The sequence below is a fragment of the Paenibacillus ihumii genome, from assembly GCF_001403875.1.
Taxonomy (GTDB): domain Bacteria; phylum Bacillota; class Bacilli; order Paenibacillales; family Paenibacillaceae; genus Fontibacillus; species Fontibacillus ihumii.
On the sequence record NZ_LN884299.1, the window covers coordinates 1628279 to 1647116 of the forward strand.

The 18838-nt window shown below is 52.4% G+C and carries 18 protein-coding genes and 1 pseudogene; 15 read left to right on the top strand and 4 right to left on the bottom strand.

Annotated elements, in window-relative coordinates:
* Nucleotides 1-17: 17 nt before the first annotated feature.
* From dxs to BN2762_RS14770, 8 genes are all read left to right on the top strand, one after another.
* Nucleotides 18-1925: a 1-deoxy-D-xylulose-5-phosphate synthase gene (dxs, locus tag BN2762_RS14735; protein WP_055107694.1), complete on the top strand. Its 1908-nt coding sequence runs from the start codon at nt 18-20 to the stop codon at nt 1923-1925.
* 22 nt (nt 1926-1947) lie between these two features.
* Nucleotides 1948-2808 (top strand): TlyA family RNA methyltransferase, encoded by an 861-nt coding sequence (locus BN2762_RS14740; protein WP_055107695.1) that lies wholly within the window; start codon nt 1948-1950, stop codon nt 2806-2808.
* Between the two features lie 283 nt (nt 2809-3091).
* The gene (locus BN2762_RS14745) at nt 3092-3598 is read left to right on the top strand and encodes a hypothetical protein (RefSeq protein ID WP_055107696.1); all 507 of its coding nucleotides are present in this window, start codon (nt 3092-3094) and stop codon (nt 3596-3598) included.
* Entirely contained in the window at nt 3595-4044 is a 450-nt protein-coding gene (gene ahrC, locus BN2762_RS14750) for a transcriptional regulator AhrC/ArgR (RefSeq protein WP_055110073.1), read from the top strand. Before BN2762_RS14745 ends, ahrC begins: the two co-directional genes overlap by 4 nt.
* Before the next feature lie 59 nt (nt 4045-4103).
* The gene (recN, locus tag BN2762_RS14755; RefSeq protein WP_055107697.1) at nt 4104-5828 is read left to right on the top strand and encodes a DNA repair protein RecN; all 1725 of its coding nucleotides are present in this window, start codon (nt 4104-4106) and stop codon (nt 5826-5828) included.
* A gap of 114 nt (nt 5829-5942) precedes the next feature.
* Complete coding sequence (spoIVB, locus tag BN2762_RS14760; RefSeq protein ID WP_055107698.1) at nt 5943-7268, top strand: SpoIVB peptidase; 1326 nt, start codon at nt 5943-5945, stop codon at nt 7266-7268.
* 469 nt (nt 7269-7737) lie between these two features.
* The gene (gene spo0A, locus BN2762_RS14765; protein ID WP_055107699.1) at nt 7738-8544 is read left to right on the top strand and encodes a sporulation transcription factor Spo0A; all 807 of its coding nucleotides are present in this window, start codon (nt 7738-7740) and stop codon (nt 8542-8544) included.
* A gap of 539 nt (nt 8545-9083) precedes the next feature.
* Nucleotides 9084-9293 (top strand): hypothetical protein, encoded by a 210-nt coding sequence (locus BN2762_RS14770; RefSeq protein WP_055107700.1) that lies wholly within the window; start codon nt 9084-9086, stop codon nt 9291-9293.
* Between the two features lie 104 nt (nt 9294-9397).
* Here BN2762_RS14770 and BN2762_RS14775 read toward each other — a convergent pair whose 3' ends face one another.
* Nucleotides 9398-9682, bottom strand: a complete 285-nt coding sequence (locus BN2762_RS14775; RefSeq protein WP_055110075.1) for a DUF2627 domain-containing protein — start codon at nt 9680-9682, stop codon at nt 9398-9400.
* Nucleotides 9683-9874: 192 nt separating this feature from the next.
* Between BN2762_RS14775 and lpdA the strand changes: the two genes are divergently transcribed.
* The 5 genes and pseudogenes from lpdA (at nt 9875) to lipB (ending at nt 15619) form a co-directional block, all read left to right on the top strand.
* Complete coding sequence (gene lpdA, locus BN2762_RS14780) at nt 9875-11296, top strand: dihydrolipoyl dehydrogenase (RefSeq protein WP_055107701.1); 1422 nt, start codon at nt 9875-9877, stop codon at nt 11294-11296.
* A gap of 172 nt (nt 11297-11468) precedes the next feature.
* The gene (locus tag BN2762_RS14785) at nt 11469-12494 is read left to right on the top strand and encodes a thiamine pyrophosphate-dependent dehydrogenase E1 component subunit alpha (protein WP_055107702.1); all 1026 of its coding nucleotides are present in this window, start codon (nt 11469-11471) and stop codon (nt 12492-12494) included.
* 2 nt (nt 12495-12496) lie between these two features.
* Nucleotides 12497-13483, top strand: coding sequence for an alpha-ketoacid dehydrogenase subunit beta (locus BN2762_RS14790; RefSeq protein WP_055107703.1), 987 nt, complete (start codon nt 12497-12499; stop codon nt 13481-13483).
* 17 nt (nt 13484-13500) lie between these two features.
* Nucleotides 13501-14882 (top strand): annotated as a pseudogene (locus BN2762_RS14795) (dihydrolipoamide acetyltransferase family protein).
* Between the two features lie 35 nt (nt 14883-14917).
* A complete protein-coding gene (gene lipB / locus BN2762_RS14800) occupies nt 14918-15619 on the top strand; it encodes a lipoyl(octanoyl) transferase LipB (RefSeq protein ID WP_083484943.1) in 702 nt (233 codons plus the stop codon).
* 2 nt (nt 15620-15621) lie between these two features.
* Here the strand turns inward: lipB and prli42 are convergent, their stop codons facing one another.
* Nucleotides 15622-15723 (bottom strand): stressosome-associated protein Prli42, encoded by a 102-nt coding sequence (prli42, locus tag BN2762_RS26540; RefSeq protein ID WP_083484945.1) that lies wholly within the window; start codon nt 15721-15723, stop codon nt 15622-15624.
* 78 nt (nt 15724-15801) lie between these two features.
* Between prli42 and BN2762_RS14805 the strand changes: the two genes are divergently transcribed.
* Entirely contained in the window at nt 15802-16929 is a 1128-nt protein-coding gene (locus BN2762_RS14805) for a M20/M25/M40 family metallo-hydrolase (protein WP_055107705.1), read from the top strand.
* A gap of 80 nt (nt 16930-17009) precedes the next feature.
* Here the strand turns inward: BN2762_RS14805 and BN2762_RS26545 are convergent, their stop codons facing one another.
* The gene (locus tag BN2762_RS26545) at nt 17010-18020 is read right to left on the bottom strand and encodes a tetratricopeptide repeat protein (RefSeq protein WP_055107706.1); all 1011 of its coding nucleotides are present in this window, start codon (nt 18018-18020) and stop codon (nt 17010-17012) included.
* Nucleotides 18017-18178 (bottom strand): Z-ring formation inhibitor MciZ, encoded by a 162-nt coding sequence (locus tag BN2762_RS26190; protein ID WP_074048636.1) that lies wholly within the window; start codon nt 18176-18178, stop codon nt 18017-18019. The genes BN2762_RS26545 and BN2762_RS26190 overlap by 4 nt, the downstream gene beginning before the upstream one ends.
* 90 nt (nt 18179-18268) lie before the next feature.
* On the opposite strand from BN2762_RS26190, the gene BN2762_RS14815 reads away from it, so the two are divergent.
* The gene (locus tag BN2762_RS14815; RefSeq protein WP_055107707.1) at nt 18269-18838 is read left to right on the top strand and encodes an NUDIX domain-containing protein; all 570 of its coding nucleotides are present in this window, start codon (nt 18269-18271) and stop codon (nt 18836-18838) included.

Here is an 18838-nt window from a genome sequence, read left to right on the forward strand (position 1 = left end):
GAAGCGGGGAATTCGCTTTGCTGCTCTCTCAAATTCATGAGCCCAACGATCTGAAGCAATTTTCAATCGAACAATTGGCGCCGCTAGCTGCCGAGATTCGCCAGTTTCTAATTGAGAAGCTGTCTGTGACGGGAGGACATCTTGCGTCCAATTTGGGTGTGGTGGAGCTGACGATCGCGCTGCATTATTGCTATGACAGTCCAAGGGACAAATTCATATTCGACGTAGGCCATCAGGCTTATGTTCACAAAATCCTGACGGGACGTATGGACCGGTTCGATACGCTGCGCAAGCATAAAGGCTTGTGCGGGTTCGTCAAGCGCTGCGAAAGCGAGCATGACGTATGGGAAGCAGGCCACAGCAGCACCTCCCTCTCGGCGGCCATGGGCATGGCGCTGGCTCGGGACTTGAAGGGGGAGGACAACAAGGTGGTCGCCATTATCGGCGACGGCGCCCTGACGGGCGGCATGGCCTTTGAGGCGCTGAACCATATCGGCCACGAGCAGAAGGACCTGATGGTTATCCTCAATGACAATGAAATGTCGATTGCGCCTAACGTCGGAGCCCTGCATAATTATTTGACGAAGATCAGATCAGATAAAAATTACCTGCGCGCTAAAGACGAGGTAGAACAGCTGCTTAAGAAAATTCCGGCTATCGGCGGCAAGCTGGCCAAAACGGCCGAGCGGCTGAAGGATAGCCTGAAATATATGATGGTATCCGGCGTTCTTTTCGAAGAGCTCGGCTTCACGTATCTTGGACCAGTGGACGGACATGACCTCGCAGGTTTAATTGAGGCGTTCACCCAGGCCAATAATGTGAGCGGGCCGGTGCTGGTGCATGTGCTGACGACCAAAGGGAAGGGCTATACACCTGCCGAAGAGGATTCGCACAAGTGGCATGGAATTACGCCTTATAAGATCGAATCCGGTCAGGTGCTCAAAGCGGTTGGCAATCCGATGTATACGGAGGTTTTCGGCAAGACGCTGATCGAGCTGGCCGAGAAGGATGAGCGGATCGTCGCGGTTACGCCGGCAATGCCGGGCGGCTCGGGGCTGGTGAAGTTCGCCGAACGCTTCCCGGACCGGATGATCGATGTCGGCATCGCCGAGCAGCATGCGGCCACGATGTGCGCGGCGCTGGCGATGGAAGGAATGAAGCCGGTGTTCGCGGTGTATTCTACATTCATGCAGCGGGCATACGACCAGATTGTCCATGATATTTGCCGCCATAACGCGAACGTCATGTTCGCCATCGACCGGGCCGGCTTTGTCGGCGCGGATGGCGAGACGCATCAGGGGGTGTATGACATCGCCTTCATGCGCCATATTCCGAACATCGTGCTGATGATGCCGAAGGATGAGAATGAGCTGCGCCATATGATGAAGACGGCGCTTGATTATAATGATGGACCGATCGGTTACCGTTATCCGAGGGTTAATGTTCCGGGAGTCCAACTGGATGAGGAGCTTAAGCCTATACCGATTGGCAGCTGGGAGAAGCTGCGTGAAGGGGATCAAGTGGCGGTCATCGCCATCGGGCCGATGGTGCAGGTTGCGGAAGAAGCCGCTGAGACGCTTAAACGGGAGGGCGTTAACGTCGGTGTAGTAAACGCGCGATTCCTGAAGCCGCTGGATCACAGCATGCTGCTTCAGCTGGCGAAGGCCGGAACAAAGCTGATCGTGCTTGAGGAAGCTTGTCAGGCGGGCAGCCTGGGAAGCGCGGTGCTGGAATTTTACGCCGAGCAGGGAATCTCCGGCGTTGACGTGTCCCTCATGGGCATTCCGGACCGATTTATCGAGCATGGCAGCATCAAGGAGCAGCTGCAGGAGGTTGGATTGACCGCAGAGGCCGTCGTACAGCAAATCCAACAGTACCGGGCGGAGCATCAGTTCAGCTACGGCAAGAAAGTCAAACCATCTTAAGAGACAGGGTCAGGAGAATGTTATGTCTGTGTCCAAAGAACGCATCGATGTCTTGTTGGTCGAGCAAGGATATTTCGACAGCAGGGAAAAAGCCAAAACCGCAATTATGGCGGGTCTCGTATTCGGAAATCAGGAACGGATCGAGAAGGCAGGCACTAAAATACCTCGCGATACGAAGCTGACGGTTAAGGGTGCGATTCATCCGTATGTCAGCCGCGGCGGGTTGAAGCTGGAAAAAGCCTTGAAGCAGTTCGATATCGACATGAAGGACAGAGTGATGCTCGATATCGGATCGTCTACTGGCGGATTTACGGATTGCGCCCTTCAGCATGGCGCCAGCTACGTGTATGCGATCGATGTCGGCTATAACCAGCTGGATTGGTCGCTGCGCAGCGACGAACGCGTCAATGTCAAGGAGCGGACCAACTTCAGATATATGACGCCGGAAGATCTGGACGGCCCCGCCCCCAACTTCGCGAGCATTGACGTATCGTTCATATCCCTGCGGATTATCCTCCCGCCGCTTGTCGCGCTGCTCAACAAGCCTGCGGATATCGTTGCATTGATCAAGCCTCAGTTCGAAGCCGGGCGCGAGAAGGTCGGAAAGTCCGGGGTCGTTCGCGATGCCAAGGTACACCAGGAGGTGCTGGAGACCGTTCTCGGCTTTGCAGCAGAGCTGGGGTATGCTTTGCAGGGGCTAACATTCTCACCGATTACGGGCGGGGAAGGGAATATAGAATTTCTGGCGCATTTCAGGCTGCTCCCCCCGGAAGCCAAGGAACAGCTTGCCGAGACGGAGGCCTTGCAGCATATCCGCGAGAGCTCGCAGCGTGTCGTTCAGGAAGCGAAAGATACGTTTACGACGAAAAGCCCATCCTATTGATGGGCTTTTTTGGGCTGCTGGAAGAGAAAGTGAAAGTGAATCGGTTAACCGCTGGAACTTATTTAAAGGGTGTGGATGCATATCCTGATAAATGAAGTTTTGTTCCTATAAATACATGGACATACTTTTTTCATATGCATTTATACATTAAAATGTTGCATATAGAACGGATGTTCGCTTATAATGGGTGCATACGAATAAATATGTAGCCTTGTTTAACAATATCCATCTGAAAACAGGATGTTAATCCATCGCGTCGAATTAATCAACTGAGGTGATTTCGATGAGCGAATATACCGATCGTTTTCTGATGGTAATTATTGCGGGCATTGCAGCATTGCTGCTGTATCGCGGGTTCAGAATCTGGCTCCGCAAGCCTTTTACGCTCGGATCAGGCGTCGGATTTGAGTTCAATGAGAACATCCAAGAGCATCCGGCCATTGATTTACTGGAGTCGGAAGGCTTTGAAGTCGTCAGCGACAAGCTGAAGGTTCCGCTCGCATTCAGGGTGGATGCACAGGTGCTGCATAGCCGGTTATATATCGATTATGTCGTAAAGAAGCATGGTGAGTATTATCTGGTAAGAAAGACGAGAGAGCGTCAGCCGATCGAGTGGACAGGCGCTGGTCTGCGCAGGGACATTCTTCCTTACCTGCTTCTTTATCCTGACTGTGCAGGGGTGCTCTATATTGATACTGAGCTCGGGCAAATCAAGGAAATCACCTTAAGCACGGATTTGGATGATGCCGAGGAGGCATCGCATATTACGGATATATGGAGGACAAGATGAAGGGTCAACGGCATATTAAGATCAGGGAGATTATTACCGGTCATGAAATCGAAACGCAGGACGAGCTGGTGGAAGCATTGCGGGAAGCCGGGTTTCAGGTGACTCAGGCCACCGTATCCCGGGATATTAAGGAACTGATGCTGATCAAGGTCCCCACGGATGATGGCAAGTATAAATATTCGATGCCAACAGCACAGCGCTACAATCCGGTGCAGAAGCTGCAGCGGGCGCTCGTGGACAGCTTCGTGCATATAGACCATACCGGTAATCTCGTCGTAATGAAGTGCTTGCCGGGAACGGCCAATTCAGTGGCGGTTCTGCTTGATAATATGGAATGGCCTGATTTGCTGGGAACGATCTGCGGCGACGATACCATTCTGTTGATATGCCGCAATGAAGATTACAGCCGCTTTGTTATAAATCAAATTATGACTTTCATTTCATAGGGGCTTGAGCTGCAGCTTGCTGCTGCACTTTTGATCATAGGCGAAGGGAGTGCCTTTTCTTGCTGGTTCATTTATCCATACGGAATCTAGCCGTAGTCGAGGCGGTTGACGTCACGTTTGATCGTGGCTTTCATGTTCTGACCGGTGAGACCGGAGCAGGTAAATCGATTATTATTGATGCGCTTGGACTCATATCCGGAGGCAGGGGCTCGGCGGATCTGATCCGCTATGGCTGCGACAAGGCAGAGATGGAGGCCGCTTTCGAGCTCAAGGAGCACCACCCTGTATGGGGAACGTTAACCAAGCTGGGCATAAGCGCCGATCCCGGTGAAGCGCTCATTATCCGGCGCGAAATTAGCGCTCAGGGCAAGAGCTCAGCCCGGATTAACGGGCAATTGGTCAACTTGTCTATGCTTCGCGAGGTGGGCGAGAGCCTGATCAATCTTCACGGTCAGCATGAGCATCAGACGCTGCTGCATCCGGAGCGGCATTTAAAGCTGCTGGATGCCTTTGGATCTGAGGATATCGATGCCGCGAAGACAAGGTATCAGGCGGCTTACTCGGCTTTTCAGCAGGTCGATAAAGAGTGGAGAGAGCTGCAGAGCACAAGCCAGCAGGCATTGCAAATGCTTGATTTGTACCGTTTCCAGCTGGAGGAGATCGCGGCAGCCGCCCTTAAGCCTGGAGAGGATGAATGGCTTGCGGAGGAAAAGGTAAAGCTATCCCATAGTGAGAAAATGATGGACTCCGTGTCCGGGGCTTACGAGTTGCTATATGGTCCGCAGGGATTGGAAGCGATAGCGAAGGCGGTGTCCCGTCTAGAGGATGTTGCGGATTATGACCAGAAGGGAATTACACCATTGCTGGAGCAGCTGCAGTCGGCCTATTACCTGCTAGAGGACGCTTCCTTCGCTCTGCGGGACTATCGTGACAGAATTGAGTTCAACCCCGAGCGCCTGGAGGAGGTTGAGGAGCGTCTGGATCTGATCTCCACGCTGCGTCGCAAATACGGGGATGACGTTAAAGGAATCCTTCAATATTATGAACAAATTTCCCGCGATACGGAAATGCTGGAGAATAAGGACGAGAGGCTGGAGAAGCTGTCTGCGGAGCGGGAGCAGCTGCTCGAGGCAGCTCTTAGAGAGGCTGCTGTGCTTAGCAATGTCCGGCAGCAGAAGGCGGATCAGCTGGCGCAGCTAATCGAGGGCGAGCTTCAGGATTTGCAGATGGGCCGAACCTCGATCGAGGTTAAGCTGGACCGGACATGGGATCCCGGCGGAGTCGAGTGGGAGGGCAGACGGGTAAGGCTTGGCAAACACGGCATGGATCAAGCCGAATTCCTAATTTCTCCGAATCCTGGCGAACCGCTGCGTTCTTTGAGTAAAATTGCCTCCGGGGGGGAATTGTCGCGGATTATGCTCGCTTTGAAGAGCATTTTTGCCCGTCATGACGAGGTTCCTGTCTTGATCTTCGATGAGGTGGATACCGGCGTTAGCGGCAGAGCAGCTCAATCGATCGCTGAGAAGCTGTATCGGCTGTCGAGCACTTGCCAGGTATTCTCGATTACTCATTTGCCTCAGGTTGCCTGCATGGCGGATCAACAATACCTTATCGAGAAGATTGTAGCCGACGGGCGGACAATGACGAGAGTCGAGCATTTGGGGGAGAACGGCCGGATCAACGAGCTTGCCCGCATGCTCGGTGGCGTGGAGATTACCGATCGCACGCGCCACCATGCCCAGGAAATGCTTAAGCTGGCTGAGGCCCAGAAGGGTGCGAATTAACGGCCGGAACAATGATTGACAGTAATAAAAGACCACACCCGGGGTATCTTATAGGTACGCAATTGGCGACCACCTTTTCGTCAAGCGAAAGAAGCTAAGGGAGCGTGACAGCCATTGAACCCGAACCTCAGGAGTAGATTTCTCGGTCTTTTACTTGCCTTCTTCTTTTGTTTTCTTGGCACGTCAGCCGTTGAAGGTCATTCGCCGATGCTGCCGGATGAACTGCGTATGTTCCAAGGCCAAGGGACACAGCTCGATTTGGCCATACCCGTACAGGCAGAGGTTAGCGTTGACCGGCCGGATGTCGTTATGTTGAACGATCAGCCTAACCCCTCCATGAAGGTATCCCTCGGCTCTCCGCTGAAGCTATCCTCGCTTAGCAGCGGTGAAGCCAAGCTCCGCATGAAGCTATTTGGACAAATTCCTCTTAAGACAGTGAAAGTAAATGTAATTCCGGACTTAAAGGTCATACCCGGAGGACAAACGATCGGCGTTAAAGTGAAATCCGACGGTATTCTTGTTGTGGGCCACCATCTTGTGAATACGGACAAGGCCAAAATTTCTCCTGGCGAAGCTGCAGGCATTCAGCCGGGGGATTTGATAACTCATCTGAACGGCTCGCGTCTTAAAGACGTCCATGAGGTCGCTGCCCTTGTAGAACAGGCCGGAAAGAAAAATCAACCCCTAAAGGTGGTTTACAAGCGGAATAATCGGGAATCCACGACATCATTAACACCTGCCTTTGACAAGCAGGATAAGGCCTGGCGGCTTGGTCTCTACATTCGCGATTCGGCGGCTGGAGTGGGAACATTAACCTTTTATGCTCCGAAGGAAGGCGTATATGGCGCTCTAGGGCATGTGATTACCGACATGAATACGCAAACGCCAATCGTTGTAGGAAGCGGCCAAATTTTGCAGTCCAGCGTAACATCCATTTCCAAGAGCGAGAGTGGAGAACCCGGGGAGAAAAGAGCTCATTTTGTGAAAGAAGGCAAAACGCTTGGCACCATTGAGCGCAATACTCATTTCGGGATCTTCGGCAAGATGTCCGAGAACCCGGATCACAGCGTCTACAAGACCCCAATTCCCGTCGCTTTTTCTGAAGAGGTTAAGGAAGGACCGGCGGAAATTTTAACGGTCGTCGAAGGCCAGCAGGTGGAGCGTTTTAAAGTGGAGATAGCGCATGTATCCAAGCAGAGTACCCCACAGACTAAAGGATTGGTGATTCGCATTACGGATCCTAGGCTGGTGGAAAAGACCGGAGGAATTGTACAGGGGATGAGCGGCAGCCCCATCATTCAAAACGGCAAATTGATCGGTGCAGTGACTCATGTGTTTGTTAATGATCCACGGTCAGGGTATGGGTGCTTTATCGAATGGATGCTGCAGGATGCAGGCATTTTGAAAGGCAGCACGGCAACCAATCTTAAGGCGAGTTAGGCCTTAAGATTGGTTTTTTTTCGTCGAAGGGGCTCCCTCATCGAAAAAGACAAGTTATATGAAAATTTTTAATATTAATGTATAGTTAACTTATAAGTCTAAAGGGGGTGGATTTCAGGTTTTGGGGTAGTTTTCGGAGAACTATGCTCGCTAAAATGATGTAAATATATATTGTTTTTTCCCTAAGCCTTGCTTCATTGCGGCCTGTGGCTGTATGATTGTAGAAGCAAAAGGCTGTTGGCTTCAGCAGAGCTCGGTTTGCAAGGCGATCAAATCCGACATTTCCGGTGTAAATACTTGTCGAATTGAAGCGAATCAGATCACTATTTGTAAGTAACAATTAATTATATATCAAATTATTAAAAAAATAAATAAAAATAATTTTCGACAGAAGGAATTTACTTTTGAATGTCGAATCCTTATTTCTGGAAGGATTAAGGAAACTCATAACACAAGGAGGAAGTCGTCGGTGCAAAAAATTGAAGTGTTGTTGGCGGATGACAATCGGGAATTCACGAATTTGCTTGCAGAGTACATTACTGAGCAGGATGACATGGTTGTATCAGGTATTGCTTACAATGGCGAGGAAGTTTTGGAGATGATTGAGCATGCTTCTAAGGTTCCGGACGTTCTGATCCTGGATATCATCATGCCGCATTTGGATGGATTGGGCGTACTGGAACGTTTACGCGATATAAATGTATCGCCGCAGCCAAAGATCATTATGCTGACTGCTTTCGGACAAGAAAATATTACGCAGCGTGCGGTTCAGTTGGGAGCATCGTATTATATCCTGAAGCCGTTCGATATGGAAGTGCTAGCCAATCGAATTCGGCAGCTGGTTGGAGTTCAAACCTTATCCTCAAGCAGTTCGCCATCTTCATCCTTTGCGAAATCCAATGTAGTACCGCTTGGCAAGGGGAAGAACCTGGACGCAAATATTACTTCCATTATTCACGAAATCGGTGTTCCTGCTCATATTAAGGGATATCAGTACTTGCGTGAAGCGATCACCATGGTATACAACAATATTGAAATTTTAGGAGCGATCACCAAGACGCTGTATCCAGCGATTGCAGAGAAGTTCAAGACGACTCCGTCACGCGTCGAGCGGGCAATCCGCCATGCCATTGAAGTTGCTTGGACGCGCGGCAATATCGACAGCATTAGCCATTTGTTCGGCTATACGATCAACATCAGCAAATCCAAGCCAACCAACAGTGAATTCATCGCCATGGTGGCCGACAAGCTGCGTATTGAACATAAGGTAAGCTGAAAGCATAACGATTCGTGGAAAAATGACGACGACTGAACGATCCCGGTATTTTATCGGACATTGCTCGGAGGCTCCGATAAACGATTGGGACCTTGATAAAGGCATTATTTAAGCATAAATATGCGCATTTTTCCTAGTGCCCATCTTCTTGGCTTTGGCCGAGAGGGTGGGCATTATATATATTAGCTTAGATTTGGTCCGGTATAATTTATTGAACAGTCCTCCAACCCAAAAAACTCCAGATACACAAGGTACCTGGAGAAGAGAAGTAAAAAAGGTTATGAAGAACATTGTCTTCACTCTAATTGTAGGGTTTGAATGTTTCTACAGCAAGAGGGAGTTGTTGGGAAATTTGTAATGGTCTATTCATTTAGTTAAGAGACCATTTTGATTTTGATGAAACATCTATTATTTCCCTCATCGGGGCCGTATAAATGGCCATTCAAGGGTTTGCAGTCAGGAGGTTTATGTTACAATAATTTGGAGGGACTGTCTGAAGCGGCCAGGTTGTAACCACAAGCAATAGAAGGAGCAGGGACATGAATAAAGCATCGCTTAATGAGGCGAAATTCGAGACATTGCTGAACGATCCTTCCTTAAAGGAGCAGCACAGAGAACTGATAGCCGAGCTGTTGTCCACGGCCAGGCAATTGTCGGCCGAGAATACAAGATTGCGCCGGACGCTGCTGAAGAAATCTTCAGGCGGGCAAAGAATGTCCAGCAAGCTGAAGGATGCCTTATACGAATAGCCTAACACACAATAAACCCTCTTGAGCGGCGACTAAGCCGGAACAAGAGGGTTTGCTCGTACGGGTCAACGGTTATATTATCTGTGTATCCAGAAATATAATTGTTATGAAGGGTTCTCGGTCTTCTTCTTGAACCGTGGCCCCAGGTAGTTGCGCTTGTGGTCGCGGAAATAGATCCAGCCCCCTAAAAAGCCGATCCCGGCTAGGAACAAAACAACCCCCAGCCCGAAATCGAGCCAGTCAAAGTGTACATGGGTCAGCGAGTCGTCGCCGTGTCTGGACATATATAGGAATAAGGCGTCCTTCATTTTCAGGAAGCCGATCATGGCGGCAATACCGGGAATAACGAGAATGATGATGGCGATAAACCGGGATATCATTAATTTCATGATTTGAAGTATTCCTTTCATAGCAAATGTGATGTTTTTCGTGATAAGGCTGCTTTGGCTGTTTATGTTTATCATACCTTCTTCTTGAACGGCTGTCTATTTCGTTCTTGATTTGTAATGTGGTAAAAACGAGGTACAATAAGAAACGAGAAGTAGGAGTGGACATTTATTTGGGATAGGTGGAGATCGAAAATGACGATTACATGTGATGTAGCGGTACTGGGCGGGGGAACCGGGGGGTATGTAGCTGCGATTCGCGCGGCTCAGCTCGGCAAGCAAGTGATTATCATCGAGCAGGACAAGCTGGGGGGAACATGCCTTCACCGGGGCTGTATTCCGAGCAAGGCGCTGCTGCGAAGTGCGGAGCTGTACTCTCAGATGAAGGACAGCGCAAGCTACGGCATTGAGACAAAAGGATTATCCCTTGTGTTTCCGAAGGTACAGGAAAGAAAACAGGGCATCGTGGATCAGCTCCATCAGGGAGTTCAATATTTGATGCGTAAACATAAAATCGAGGTTATTTATGGAAAAGGGCGGGTGATCGGCCCGTCGATCTTCTCTCCGAAGAGCGGCGCGGTCGCTGTTGAGCTGCATGACGGGGAAATGGAAACGATCGTGCCTGGTCATCTGATCATTGCGACTGGATCGCGTCCTCGCGTCCTTCCGGGGCTTGAACCCGATGGCAGGCACGTGCTGAGCAGCGATGAAGCGCTGCTGCTTGAGGAGCTGCCGGCTTCCATGCTCATTGTTGGCGGCGGGGTAATCGGCGTGGAATGGGCTTCCCTGCTCCATGACTTCGGAGTCAAGGTAACGGTCATCGAGGCCGCCTCGCAGCTTCTGCCTAACGAGGATGAAGAGGTGGGGCGGGAACTGCAGAAACAGCTGCAGCGCCGAGGTATCGAAATACTGACGGGATATCAGGTGCAGGCGGACACCGCCGAGAAGGACGATGCCGGCATTGCCATCACTGCTATTCAGGCCGGCAATGCGGTCCGGCTGCAGGCGGACAAGCTGCTCGTATCGATCGGCCGGCAGGCGAATGTGGAGAATATTGGCCTTGAGAATACGGATATTGCCTTGCATCAAGGCTTCATCCGTGTAAACGATTCGATGCAGACGACCGAGCCGCATATTTATGCGATCGGCGATTGTATCGGCGGATTGCAGCTGGCCCATGCAGCAAGCCACGAAGGGCTGGTAGCCGTGCACCATCTGGCCGGGGAGCCGACCCATGGCTATAATGTCCGTCATGTGCCCCGCTGCGTGTATAGCCGTCCTGAGGTGGCTTCCGTCGGCCTGACCGAGAAGGAAGCGAGGGAACAGGGCATGGAGGTCAAGATCGGCAAAGTTCCGTTCTCGGCCATCGGCAAGGCGCTTGTTCATGGGGACAAGGACGGATTCGTGAAAATCATCGCCGACCGTCATAGCGACGACATCGTAGGGGTCCATATGATCGGCACCCATGTTACGGAGCTGGTCAATCAGGCCGCGCTTGCACAGGTGCTGGATGCGACGCCTTGGGAGATCGGGCAGGCCGTTTTTGCCCATCCATCACTGGCCGAAATCTTGGGAGAGGCCTCGCTGGCCGTGGACGGCAAAGCGATTGGTATCTAAAGTTGGCTTGAATTTAGTCACATAATCATCATAATCGCTGCAAAGAACATTTTCTTTTTGCGGGGAAAGGGATTATAATAAGGTTAACCCAAGTCTTAGTACCAGGTTTTAAGATAAGAGCAAACATGTAGGACGAACGACTTTAGGGTTCTAATCGAAGGAGGTAACTCCCATGAACGCAAAAATATCAATGAAAACCCAGCCTAAGCATGAGCAGCTCGGATTGACGGATGCTGAAGTAGTGGACATGTACAAATATATGCTGCTCGCGCGCAAGTTCGACGAGCGGAATTTACTGCTGCAGCGGGCGGGCAAAATCAATTTCCACGTCTCCGGCATCGGGCAGGAGACCGCGCAGGTGGCGGCGGCATTTGCCTTGAATCGGGAGCAGGACTATTTCCTGCCGTATTATCGCGATTACGGCTTTGTCCTGTCCGTAGGCATGACGCTGGAGGAATTGATGCTGTCCGCATTTGCCAAGGCAGGAGACCCGAACAGCGGAGGCCGGCAGATGCCGGGCCATTTCGGCTGCAAGAGACTCCGGATCGTTACCGGCTCCAGTCCGGTGACGACTCAGGTGCCGCATGCCGTTGGTATCGCGCTGGCCGCAAAGATGCAGAAGAAGGATTTCGTGTCCTTCGTCACCTTTGGAGAGGGCTCCAGCAATCAGGGGGATTTCCACGAAGGGCTGAACTTTGCCGGTGTTCAAAAGCTGCCGGTTATTTTCATGTGCGAGAACAACCAATATGCGATTTCCGTTCCGGTGAAAAAGCAGCTCGGCGGCAAAGTTAGCGACCGGGCGCTTGGTTACGGCTTCCCGGGCATTCGCGTCGACGGCAATGATGCCCTTGAGGTCTACCGCGTCGTGAAGGAAGCGCGCGAGCGGGCGATTCGCGGCGAAGGGCCGACCCTGATAGAAGCGATGATGTACCGCCTGTCTCCGCATTCCACCTCGGATAACGACCTTGTATACCGTACGAAGGAAGAGGTCGAGGAGAATTGGAAGAAGGACGGAATACCGAAGATGAAGAGCTATCTTATCGAGACAGGGCTTTGGACGGAAGAGCAGGATGAGGCCCTCTTGAAGGACATTCAGTCGCAGTTGAAGGCAGCGATCGAACGGGCGGAGAACGCGCCGTTTCCTAAGCCGGAGGATACGCTGCTGCATGTGTACGCGGATAGCGAAGGGGAGGAATAATCATGCCGGTGATGGAATATATCGACGCTATTCGTCTTGCGATGAAGGAAGAAATGGAGCTTGACGACAATGTTTTTGTGCTAGGGGAAGACGTTGGCGTAAAAGGTGGAGTATTTACGACGACCAAAGGGCTTCAGGAGCAATTCGGCGAACTGCGCGTTCTGGATACGCCCCTGTCCGAGTCTGCGATAGCCGGGGTGGCCATCGGTGCCGCCATGTACGGCATGAAGCCGATCGCTGAAATGCAATACTCCGATTTCATGCTGCCAGCAACGAATCAAATCATTAGCGAAGCGGCCAAAATCCGCTACCGCTCCAACAACGACTGGAATTGCCCGGTTGTCATCCGCGCGCCGATCGGCGGCGGGATCTTCGGGGGCCTGTACCATTCACAGTGCACAGAATCGATCTTCTTTGGAACGCCGGGGCTTAAAATTGTAGCGCCATATTCGGCATACGATGCAAAGGGGCTGCTTAAAGCCGCAGTTCGCGATCCGGATCCCGTATTGTTCTTTGAGAATAAGAAATGCTACAAGCTGATCAAGGAGGATGTGCCTGAGGATGACTATATCGTTCCGCTCGGCAAGGCGAACGTGCTTCGCGATGGCACGGATATTACCGTGATCGGATACAGCTTGCCGCTTCATTTCACAATGCAGGCTGCGGCGGAGCTCGAGGCGGAGCAAGGCATCAGCGCCCATGTTTTGGATTTGCGGACGCTGCAGCCGCTGGATCGCGAGGCGATTATCGAGGCGGCACGCAAGACCGGAAAAGTACTCATCGTGCATGAAGACAATAAAACCGGCGGAGTCGGCGCGGAGGTATCAGCCATCATCGCGGAGGAATGCCTGTTCGAGCTGGATGCGCCGATCGCGCGGCTCTGCGGACCGGACGTTCCGGCCATGCCGATCAGCCCGCCGATGGAGAAGTTCTTTATGCTCAGTAAAGATAAGGTCAAGGAAGCGATGCTTCAATTGGCTCTGTATTAATGGGAGTGAGGGACGATATGTCATTAAATAGAACATTGCAGGATGTCGTAATGCCACAGCTAGCGGAGTCGCTTGTATCGGCGACGATCGGCAAGTGGCTGAAGAAGCCGGGAGATCCCGTCGAGCAGTACGAACCTATATGCGAGGTCATCACCGATAAGGTGAATGCCGAGATTCCGTCTACGCTGGACGGAGTTATGGGCGAGCTGCTGGCGGAGGAAGGACAGGAAATCGAAGTCGGAGCCGTCATTTGCCGAATCGAAACGGCCGGAGCCATTGAGGGCGGAGCCGCTGCGAGCGGCACTTCAGCCGCCGCTTCTGCAGGCCAGACGGCCGCCGCCGCCGGCGCCGCCAGCGACAGCGGAGCCGCTACTCCCCTGCCGTTCAGACGCTGGCACAGCAGCATGGATTGGATCTGCGGGCGATTTCCGGCAGCGGCTTAGGCGGCCGGATTACGCGCAAGGACGTGCTGAATTACCTGGAGAACAACAAGGGAGCAGCGAATCCCGCGGCACAGAATAGCCTCCAGGAAGCAGCGCCTGCCCAGCGCCTGCCTTCCCAGGCGGTGCAAGCGAGCCCCTCAGCGGCAGCCGTTACGCCAGCCGAGATTAGCAGTGCAGCATCAGTGCCGGTTCGCAACTCTGGCCTGCATTTGTCGGAAACCCCCAAGATTCCGACCATCGAAGTCGAGGGCGGCGACCGCTCGGAATATTTCATTGACGTGACGCCGATCCGGAATACGATTGCTACGCGCATGCGGCAGAGCGTATCGGAAATTCCTCACGGCTGGATGATGATCGAGGTCGACGTAACCAACCTGGTACAGCTTCGCAATAAGCTCAAAGACGAATTCAGACAAAGAGAAGGCGTTAACCTGACTTATCTCGCCTTTTTGCTAAAGGCGGTGGTCGGGGCGATCAAGGATTATCCGATCATGAACTCGGTCTGGGCGGTTGATAAAATTATCGTCAAGCGCGATATCAACATTTCGCTGGCCGTCGGTACAGAGGATTCCGTGATGACTCCGGTCATCAAGAAGGCGGATCAGAAGAATATTGCCGGACTCGCCAGAGAGATTGAGGATTTGGCGACAAAGGTCAGAGCCGGCAAGCTCAAGCTGGATGACATGCAGGGCGGAACGTTTACCGTTAATAATACGGGATCCTTTGGCTCTATCCTGACCCAGCCGATCATCAATTACCCGCAAGCGGCAATTCTTACGTTCGAATCGATCGTGAAGAAGCCCGTAGTGATTAATGATATGATTGCCGTGCGCTCCATGGCGAATTTGTGTCTGTCGCTGGATCATCGTATACTGGACGGAGTGATTTGCGGCCGATTCATGCAGCGCGTCAAGGACAATATGGAGAGCTATTCTCTCGACACGCAGGTGTACTAAATTATACAGCAAGTCTTCATGAACCGAGAAAGGCGATGAACCGTATGACGAAATCCTTGGAAGTCAGATATTTCCCGATGATGGAATACGGAGAGGCCTGGAATAGGCAAAAAGAGATCGTGAAGGCTATCGACGAAGGACAGCAGCAGGGACACCTGCTGCTTCTTCAGCATCCGCCAACGTATACGATCGGCTCTTCGCGCCATCCGGAGCATCTGCTGCTCAGTTCCGAGCAGCTGAAGGAACGTGGAATTTCCCTGTTTGAAATCGATCGGGGGGGAGATATTACATACCATGGGCCGGGTCAGCTTGTCGGCTACCCGCTGCTTTGGCTTGATGCCGATCAGGGCATTGATCTGCATGGATATCTGAGGGATATCGAGCAGGTCATCATGAACTATTTGGCGGGCTACGGCATTTCGGGCTCGCGAAAGGCAGGCTATACCGGGGTATGGGTAGGGGATGTCAAAATTGCCGCCATCGGCGTGAAATTCAACAAATGCCGCCGGAGAAAAGGATTCATTACCAGCCACGGTTTTGCCTTCAACATTAAATCCGGGATTCAGGAGGACGGATTCCGCGGAATCATTCCCTGCGGTATTCAGGAATACGGCGTGACAGCTCTAGAAGATATAACCGGCCTGTCCTTCTCGGTGGAACAGGTGGCCCGTGAAATACTGCCGTATTTCAATGAAGTGTTTCAAATTACCGAGCTGACGGAGCACTGGGAGTCATAAGCTTAGCGGAACAGCAGCGGCTCGAGCAGCGCCAGCAGTGTGGAACCGATCATGGCGAATAACATAAGGTATACGACGACTTTGAACCATTTTTTTTGCATCATAGATATAAAAGCTCCTTTTACATGTACTTAATCTATATGCATTAATATTAGCGCAAAAGAGAAAGCGAGGAAAGTCCAGTGGTCAACAAGGACAGAATCATCGCACAATTTATTGAATTAGTGCAAATCGACAGCGAGACGAAGGATGAACGGAGCATTGCGGATTTCCTGATAAAGAGATTCACTGAACTTGGACTGCAGGTCGTGGAGGATGATTCCCGGAAGAAGACCGGGCATGGAGCAGGCAATATTATCGCAACATTGCCGGCAAGACCGGGCACCCACGCACAGCCGTTCCTGTTTACATGCCATATGGATACGGTGGCACCAGGCAAGGGAATCAAGCCGGTCATCGGAGAGGATGGCTGGATCCGCAGCGATGGAACCACGATTCTTGGCGCGGATGACAAGGCAGGTCTGGCGGCTCTCCTTGAGACGATTCAAGTGCTGAAGGAACAGCAGCTGCCGCATGGGCAGGTTCAGTTTGTCATTACCGCCGGGGAGGAGTCGGGACTGCTGGGGGCAAGAGCGCTGGATCGCAGTCTTCTGGATGCGAGCTTTGGCTTCGCGATCGATTCGAATGGGGAAGTAGGCTCGATCTGCGTTGGTGCGCCGACGCAAGCGCGTATCGAGATCGAAATCTTTGGCAAATCCGCGCATGCCGGCGTTAATCCGGAGGACGGGATCAGTGCGATCCAAGTGGCAGGCAAGGCGATAGCCCGGATGAGGCTGGGGCGCATTGACAAAGAGACGACAGCCAACATTGGCAAGTTCGAGGGCGGCGGTCCGACGAATGTCGTCACCGATTACGCGAGGCTGTATGCTGAAGCACGCAGCCTGTCGCAGGAGAAGGTGGATAAGCAGCTGGCGCTGATGAAGGAGGCGGTCGATTCCGCCTGCAGCGAATTCGGGGCAAGAGGAGAGTTTAGAAGCGATATCGTCTACCCTGGTTTCCATCTGGGAGAACAGGATGCTGTCGTGCAGCTCGCCAAGCGGGCGGCAGGCAGGCTGGGGCTTTCTGGCAGAACCTTCACCTCCGGAGGAGGCAGCGATGCCAACATTATGAATGGATACGGAGTGCCTACGGTCAACCTTGCGGTAGGATATGAGGGGATTCATACGACCGAGGAGCGTATCAAAAGCGAGGATATTGTGAAAATAGCCGAGTATGCGCTGGAAATTGTAGCGCAAACCGTGAATGAATAAGCAAAGAAGCGGCAGCGAGTGCGTGGTCGAGGTGTCCTGATAACTGATCGAGGTTGTCTATGGACACCTTTTTTTGGCAATTAACTCATTCGCTTCGTTCCACGGATTCCCAGATTTCTCTGTTGTGCAGGGCCCCATGCGGTATGCCAATTTGACCGCTCTAGAATGTGCAGGGACTGTTGAATCGTATCCAGGTACTTATTGATTTTGCGCTGCTCCTCGTCAGCGGGATGATACAGCTCCATTCGTCTGAACAAGTTGTCCATCGTCTCGTGCAGGCAGCAGGAAGCCGCGCCGAAGCGCGCTCGGGCCATCTCAGGTGCCCGCCGGATCAGCGCATCAAAGATGCGTCTCGCCTCCATGTAGCGGCCTTCATCGTGGAGCAATTCGGCCGAAATGAAGGCAGCCTGGAGGTGCAGGTGCTGCGAGCCGAGAGAGAGGGGGTCAGGCAGGAGAGACAACAACTGCTGAGCTTCATCGGTCCAGCCTTCCTGATACAGAGCATCAACAAGAAGACATTGCAGATCAGTGTCAGAGGCAGCGAGCTTCAAGGCGAGGCCGGGATGGCCCAGCTTTCCGGCCAGGCGGATGAGTTCAGCTAGGCGGTACAGGGGAATTTGGTCCCGATCCTCCTCGATTCCATTCTGGCTCAGGAGCTGACAGAGATCGGACAGCTGGCCCATTTGACCGCGATAGTCAACATCCTCTGAAGCTTGTCCATTTCTTGGAGCCTGCTTGTCCAGGCAATCCTTGATGAAGGAGGAGGCTTGCTCCGCATCGCCCGACCGGATCAGGATTTCGGCGTAGATCAGCTGCATTTGCTCATCCAGCAGCAGTTCCTTCGAGAAAAAGGCATAAGCGCTGGAGTAAGCCCCGAGCTGGTGCAGCACGCGAATGAGCAGCTTACCGCCGCCAGACAGCATTTCCTCTTCAATTTGGTTGCGCAGCGCAGAAGCGATTTCGTCATCGCTGATTTTATTAGTTCTCCTCAGGCTTAATCCCAGCTGCAATAGCTGCTTCACAGCCTGGGCTTCTGTTACCGGGGCGTGCTTGTGCACTCTAGGCGATTCGCACAGCTCATTCTTATTCACGGCCGATCCCCCCTCGCATGGCCGGGGTTTCGAGATGCGATAAAATCCTTGACCTTGCTGGCCGGGCCGGATTGCTTCTGCCATTGGTTAAGCAAAATGCGGATTTGCCAGGCTTTCCCCTGGGCGCGAAGAGAATTGTCTGAGAAGTAGCTCTTCATCAGCGGTGCCCTCCTTGTTCGGGTTTGGTATAATAACACCATATGTTCAATATGGACAAGTTATGATAGTGATCATTAGGGAGGATATCCATGACATCATCAAATGATAAATTGAAAGAAACTACTGTATCTACGGAGCATATTTTTACGGGAAAAGTGATCTCTCTGCAGGTGGATACCGTGCACCTTCCTGACGGCTCGGAGGGCAAGCGCGAAATCGTCAAGCACCCAGGCGCCGTGGCGGTTCTTGCCGTCCACAATGGGCGGCTGCTGCTCGTCGATCAGTATCGCCAAGCGCTGGGCCGCTGCGAGCTGGAGATCCCCGCCGGCAAGCTGGAGCAGGGCGAGGATCCGCTGGAGGCGGCAAGACGGGAGCTCGAAGAGGAGACGGGATACCGCTGCAGCAAGCTGTCCCTGCTGCATTCGTTCTATACGTCGCCTGGCTTTGCCGATGAGATCATTCATCTCTATTTGGCGGAGGACTTAACGCCGGGTGAGCCTTCGCCGGATGAGGATGAATTCCTGGAGATCATTGAGGCAAGCTTTGAGGAGGCGCAGCAATACATGGCAGAGGGCCGAATTTCGGATGCGAAGACGATTTTGGCCGTTTATATCTGGCAGCAGAGGCTGGCCAGGGCAGCCGCCAGCCAGGAGGTATAA

Bases quoted from the DNA above. Each gene is read 5' to 3' on its own strand.
- ahrC (WP_055110073.1), top strand. From the start codon at position 3,595: ATGAAGGGTCAACGGCATATTAAGATCAGGGAGATTATTACCGGTCAT.
- BN2762_RS14770 (WP_055107700.1), top strand. From the start codon at position 9,084: ATGAATAAAGCATCGCTTAATGAGGCGAAATTCGAGACATTGCTGAAC.
- BN2762_RS26190 (WP_074048636.1), bottom strand. From the start codon at position 18,178: ATGAAGAGCTACTTCTCAGACAATTCTCTTCGCGCCCAGGGGAAAGCC.
- BN2762_RS14790 (WP_055107703.1), top strand. From the start codon at position 12,497: ATGCCGGTGATGGAATATATCGACGCTATTCGTCTTGCGATGAAGGAA.
- BN2762_RS14815 (WP_055107707.1), top strand. From the start codon at position 18,269: ATGACATCATCAAATGATAAATTGAAAGAAACTACTGTATCTACGGAG.
- prli42 (WP_083484945.1), bottom strand. From the start codon at position 15,723: ATGATGCAAAAAAAATGGTTCAAAGTCGTCGTATACCTTATGTTATTC.
- BN2762_RS14785 (WP_055107702.1), top strand. From the start codon at position 11,469: ATGAACGCAAAAATATCAATGAAAACCCAGCCTAAGCATGAGCAGCTC.
- BN2762_RS14775 (WP_055110075.1), bottom strand. From the start codon at position 9,682: ATGAAATTAATGATATCCCGGTTTATCGCCATCATCATTCTCGTTATT.
- BN2762_RS14745 (WP_055107696.1), top strand. From the start codon at position 3,092: ATGAGCGAATATACCGATCGTTTTCTGATGGTAATTATTGCGGGCATT.
- BN2762_RS14740 (WP_055107695.1), top strand. From the start codon at position 1,948: ATGTCTGTGTCCAAAGAACGCATCGATGTCTTGTTGGTCGAGCAAGGA.
- lpdA (WP_055107701.1), top strand. From the start codon at position 9,875: ATGACGATTACATGTGATGTAGCGGTACTGGGCGGGGGAACCGGGGGG.
- lipB (WP_083484943.1), top strand. From the start codon at position 14,918: ATGAACCGTATGACGAAATCCTTGGAAGTCAGATATTTCCCGATGATG.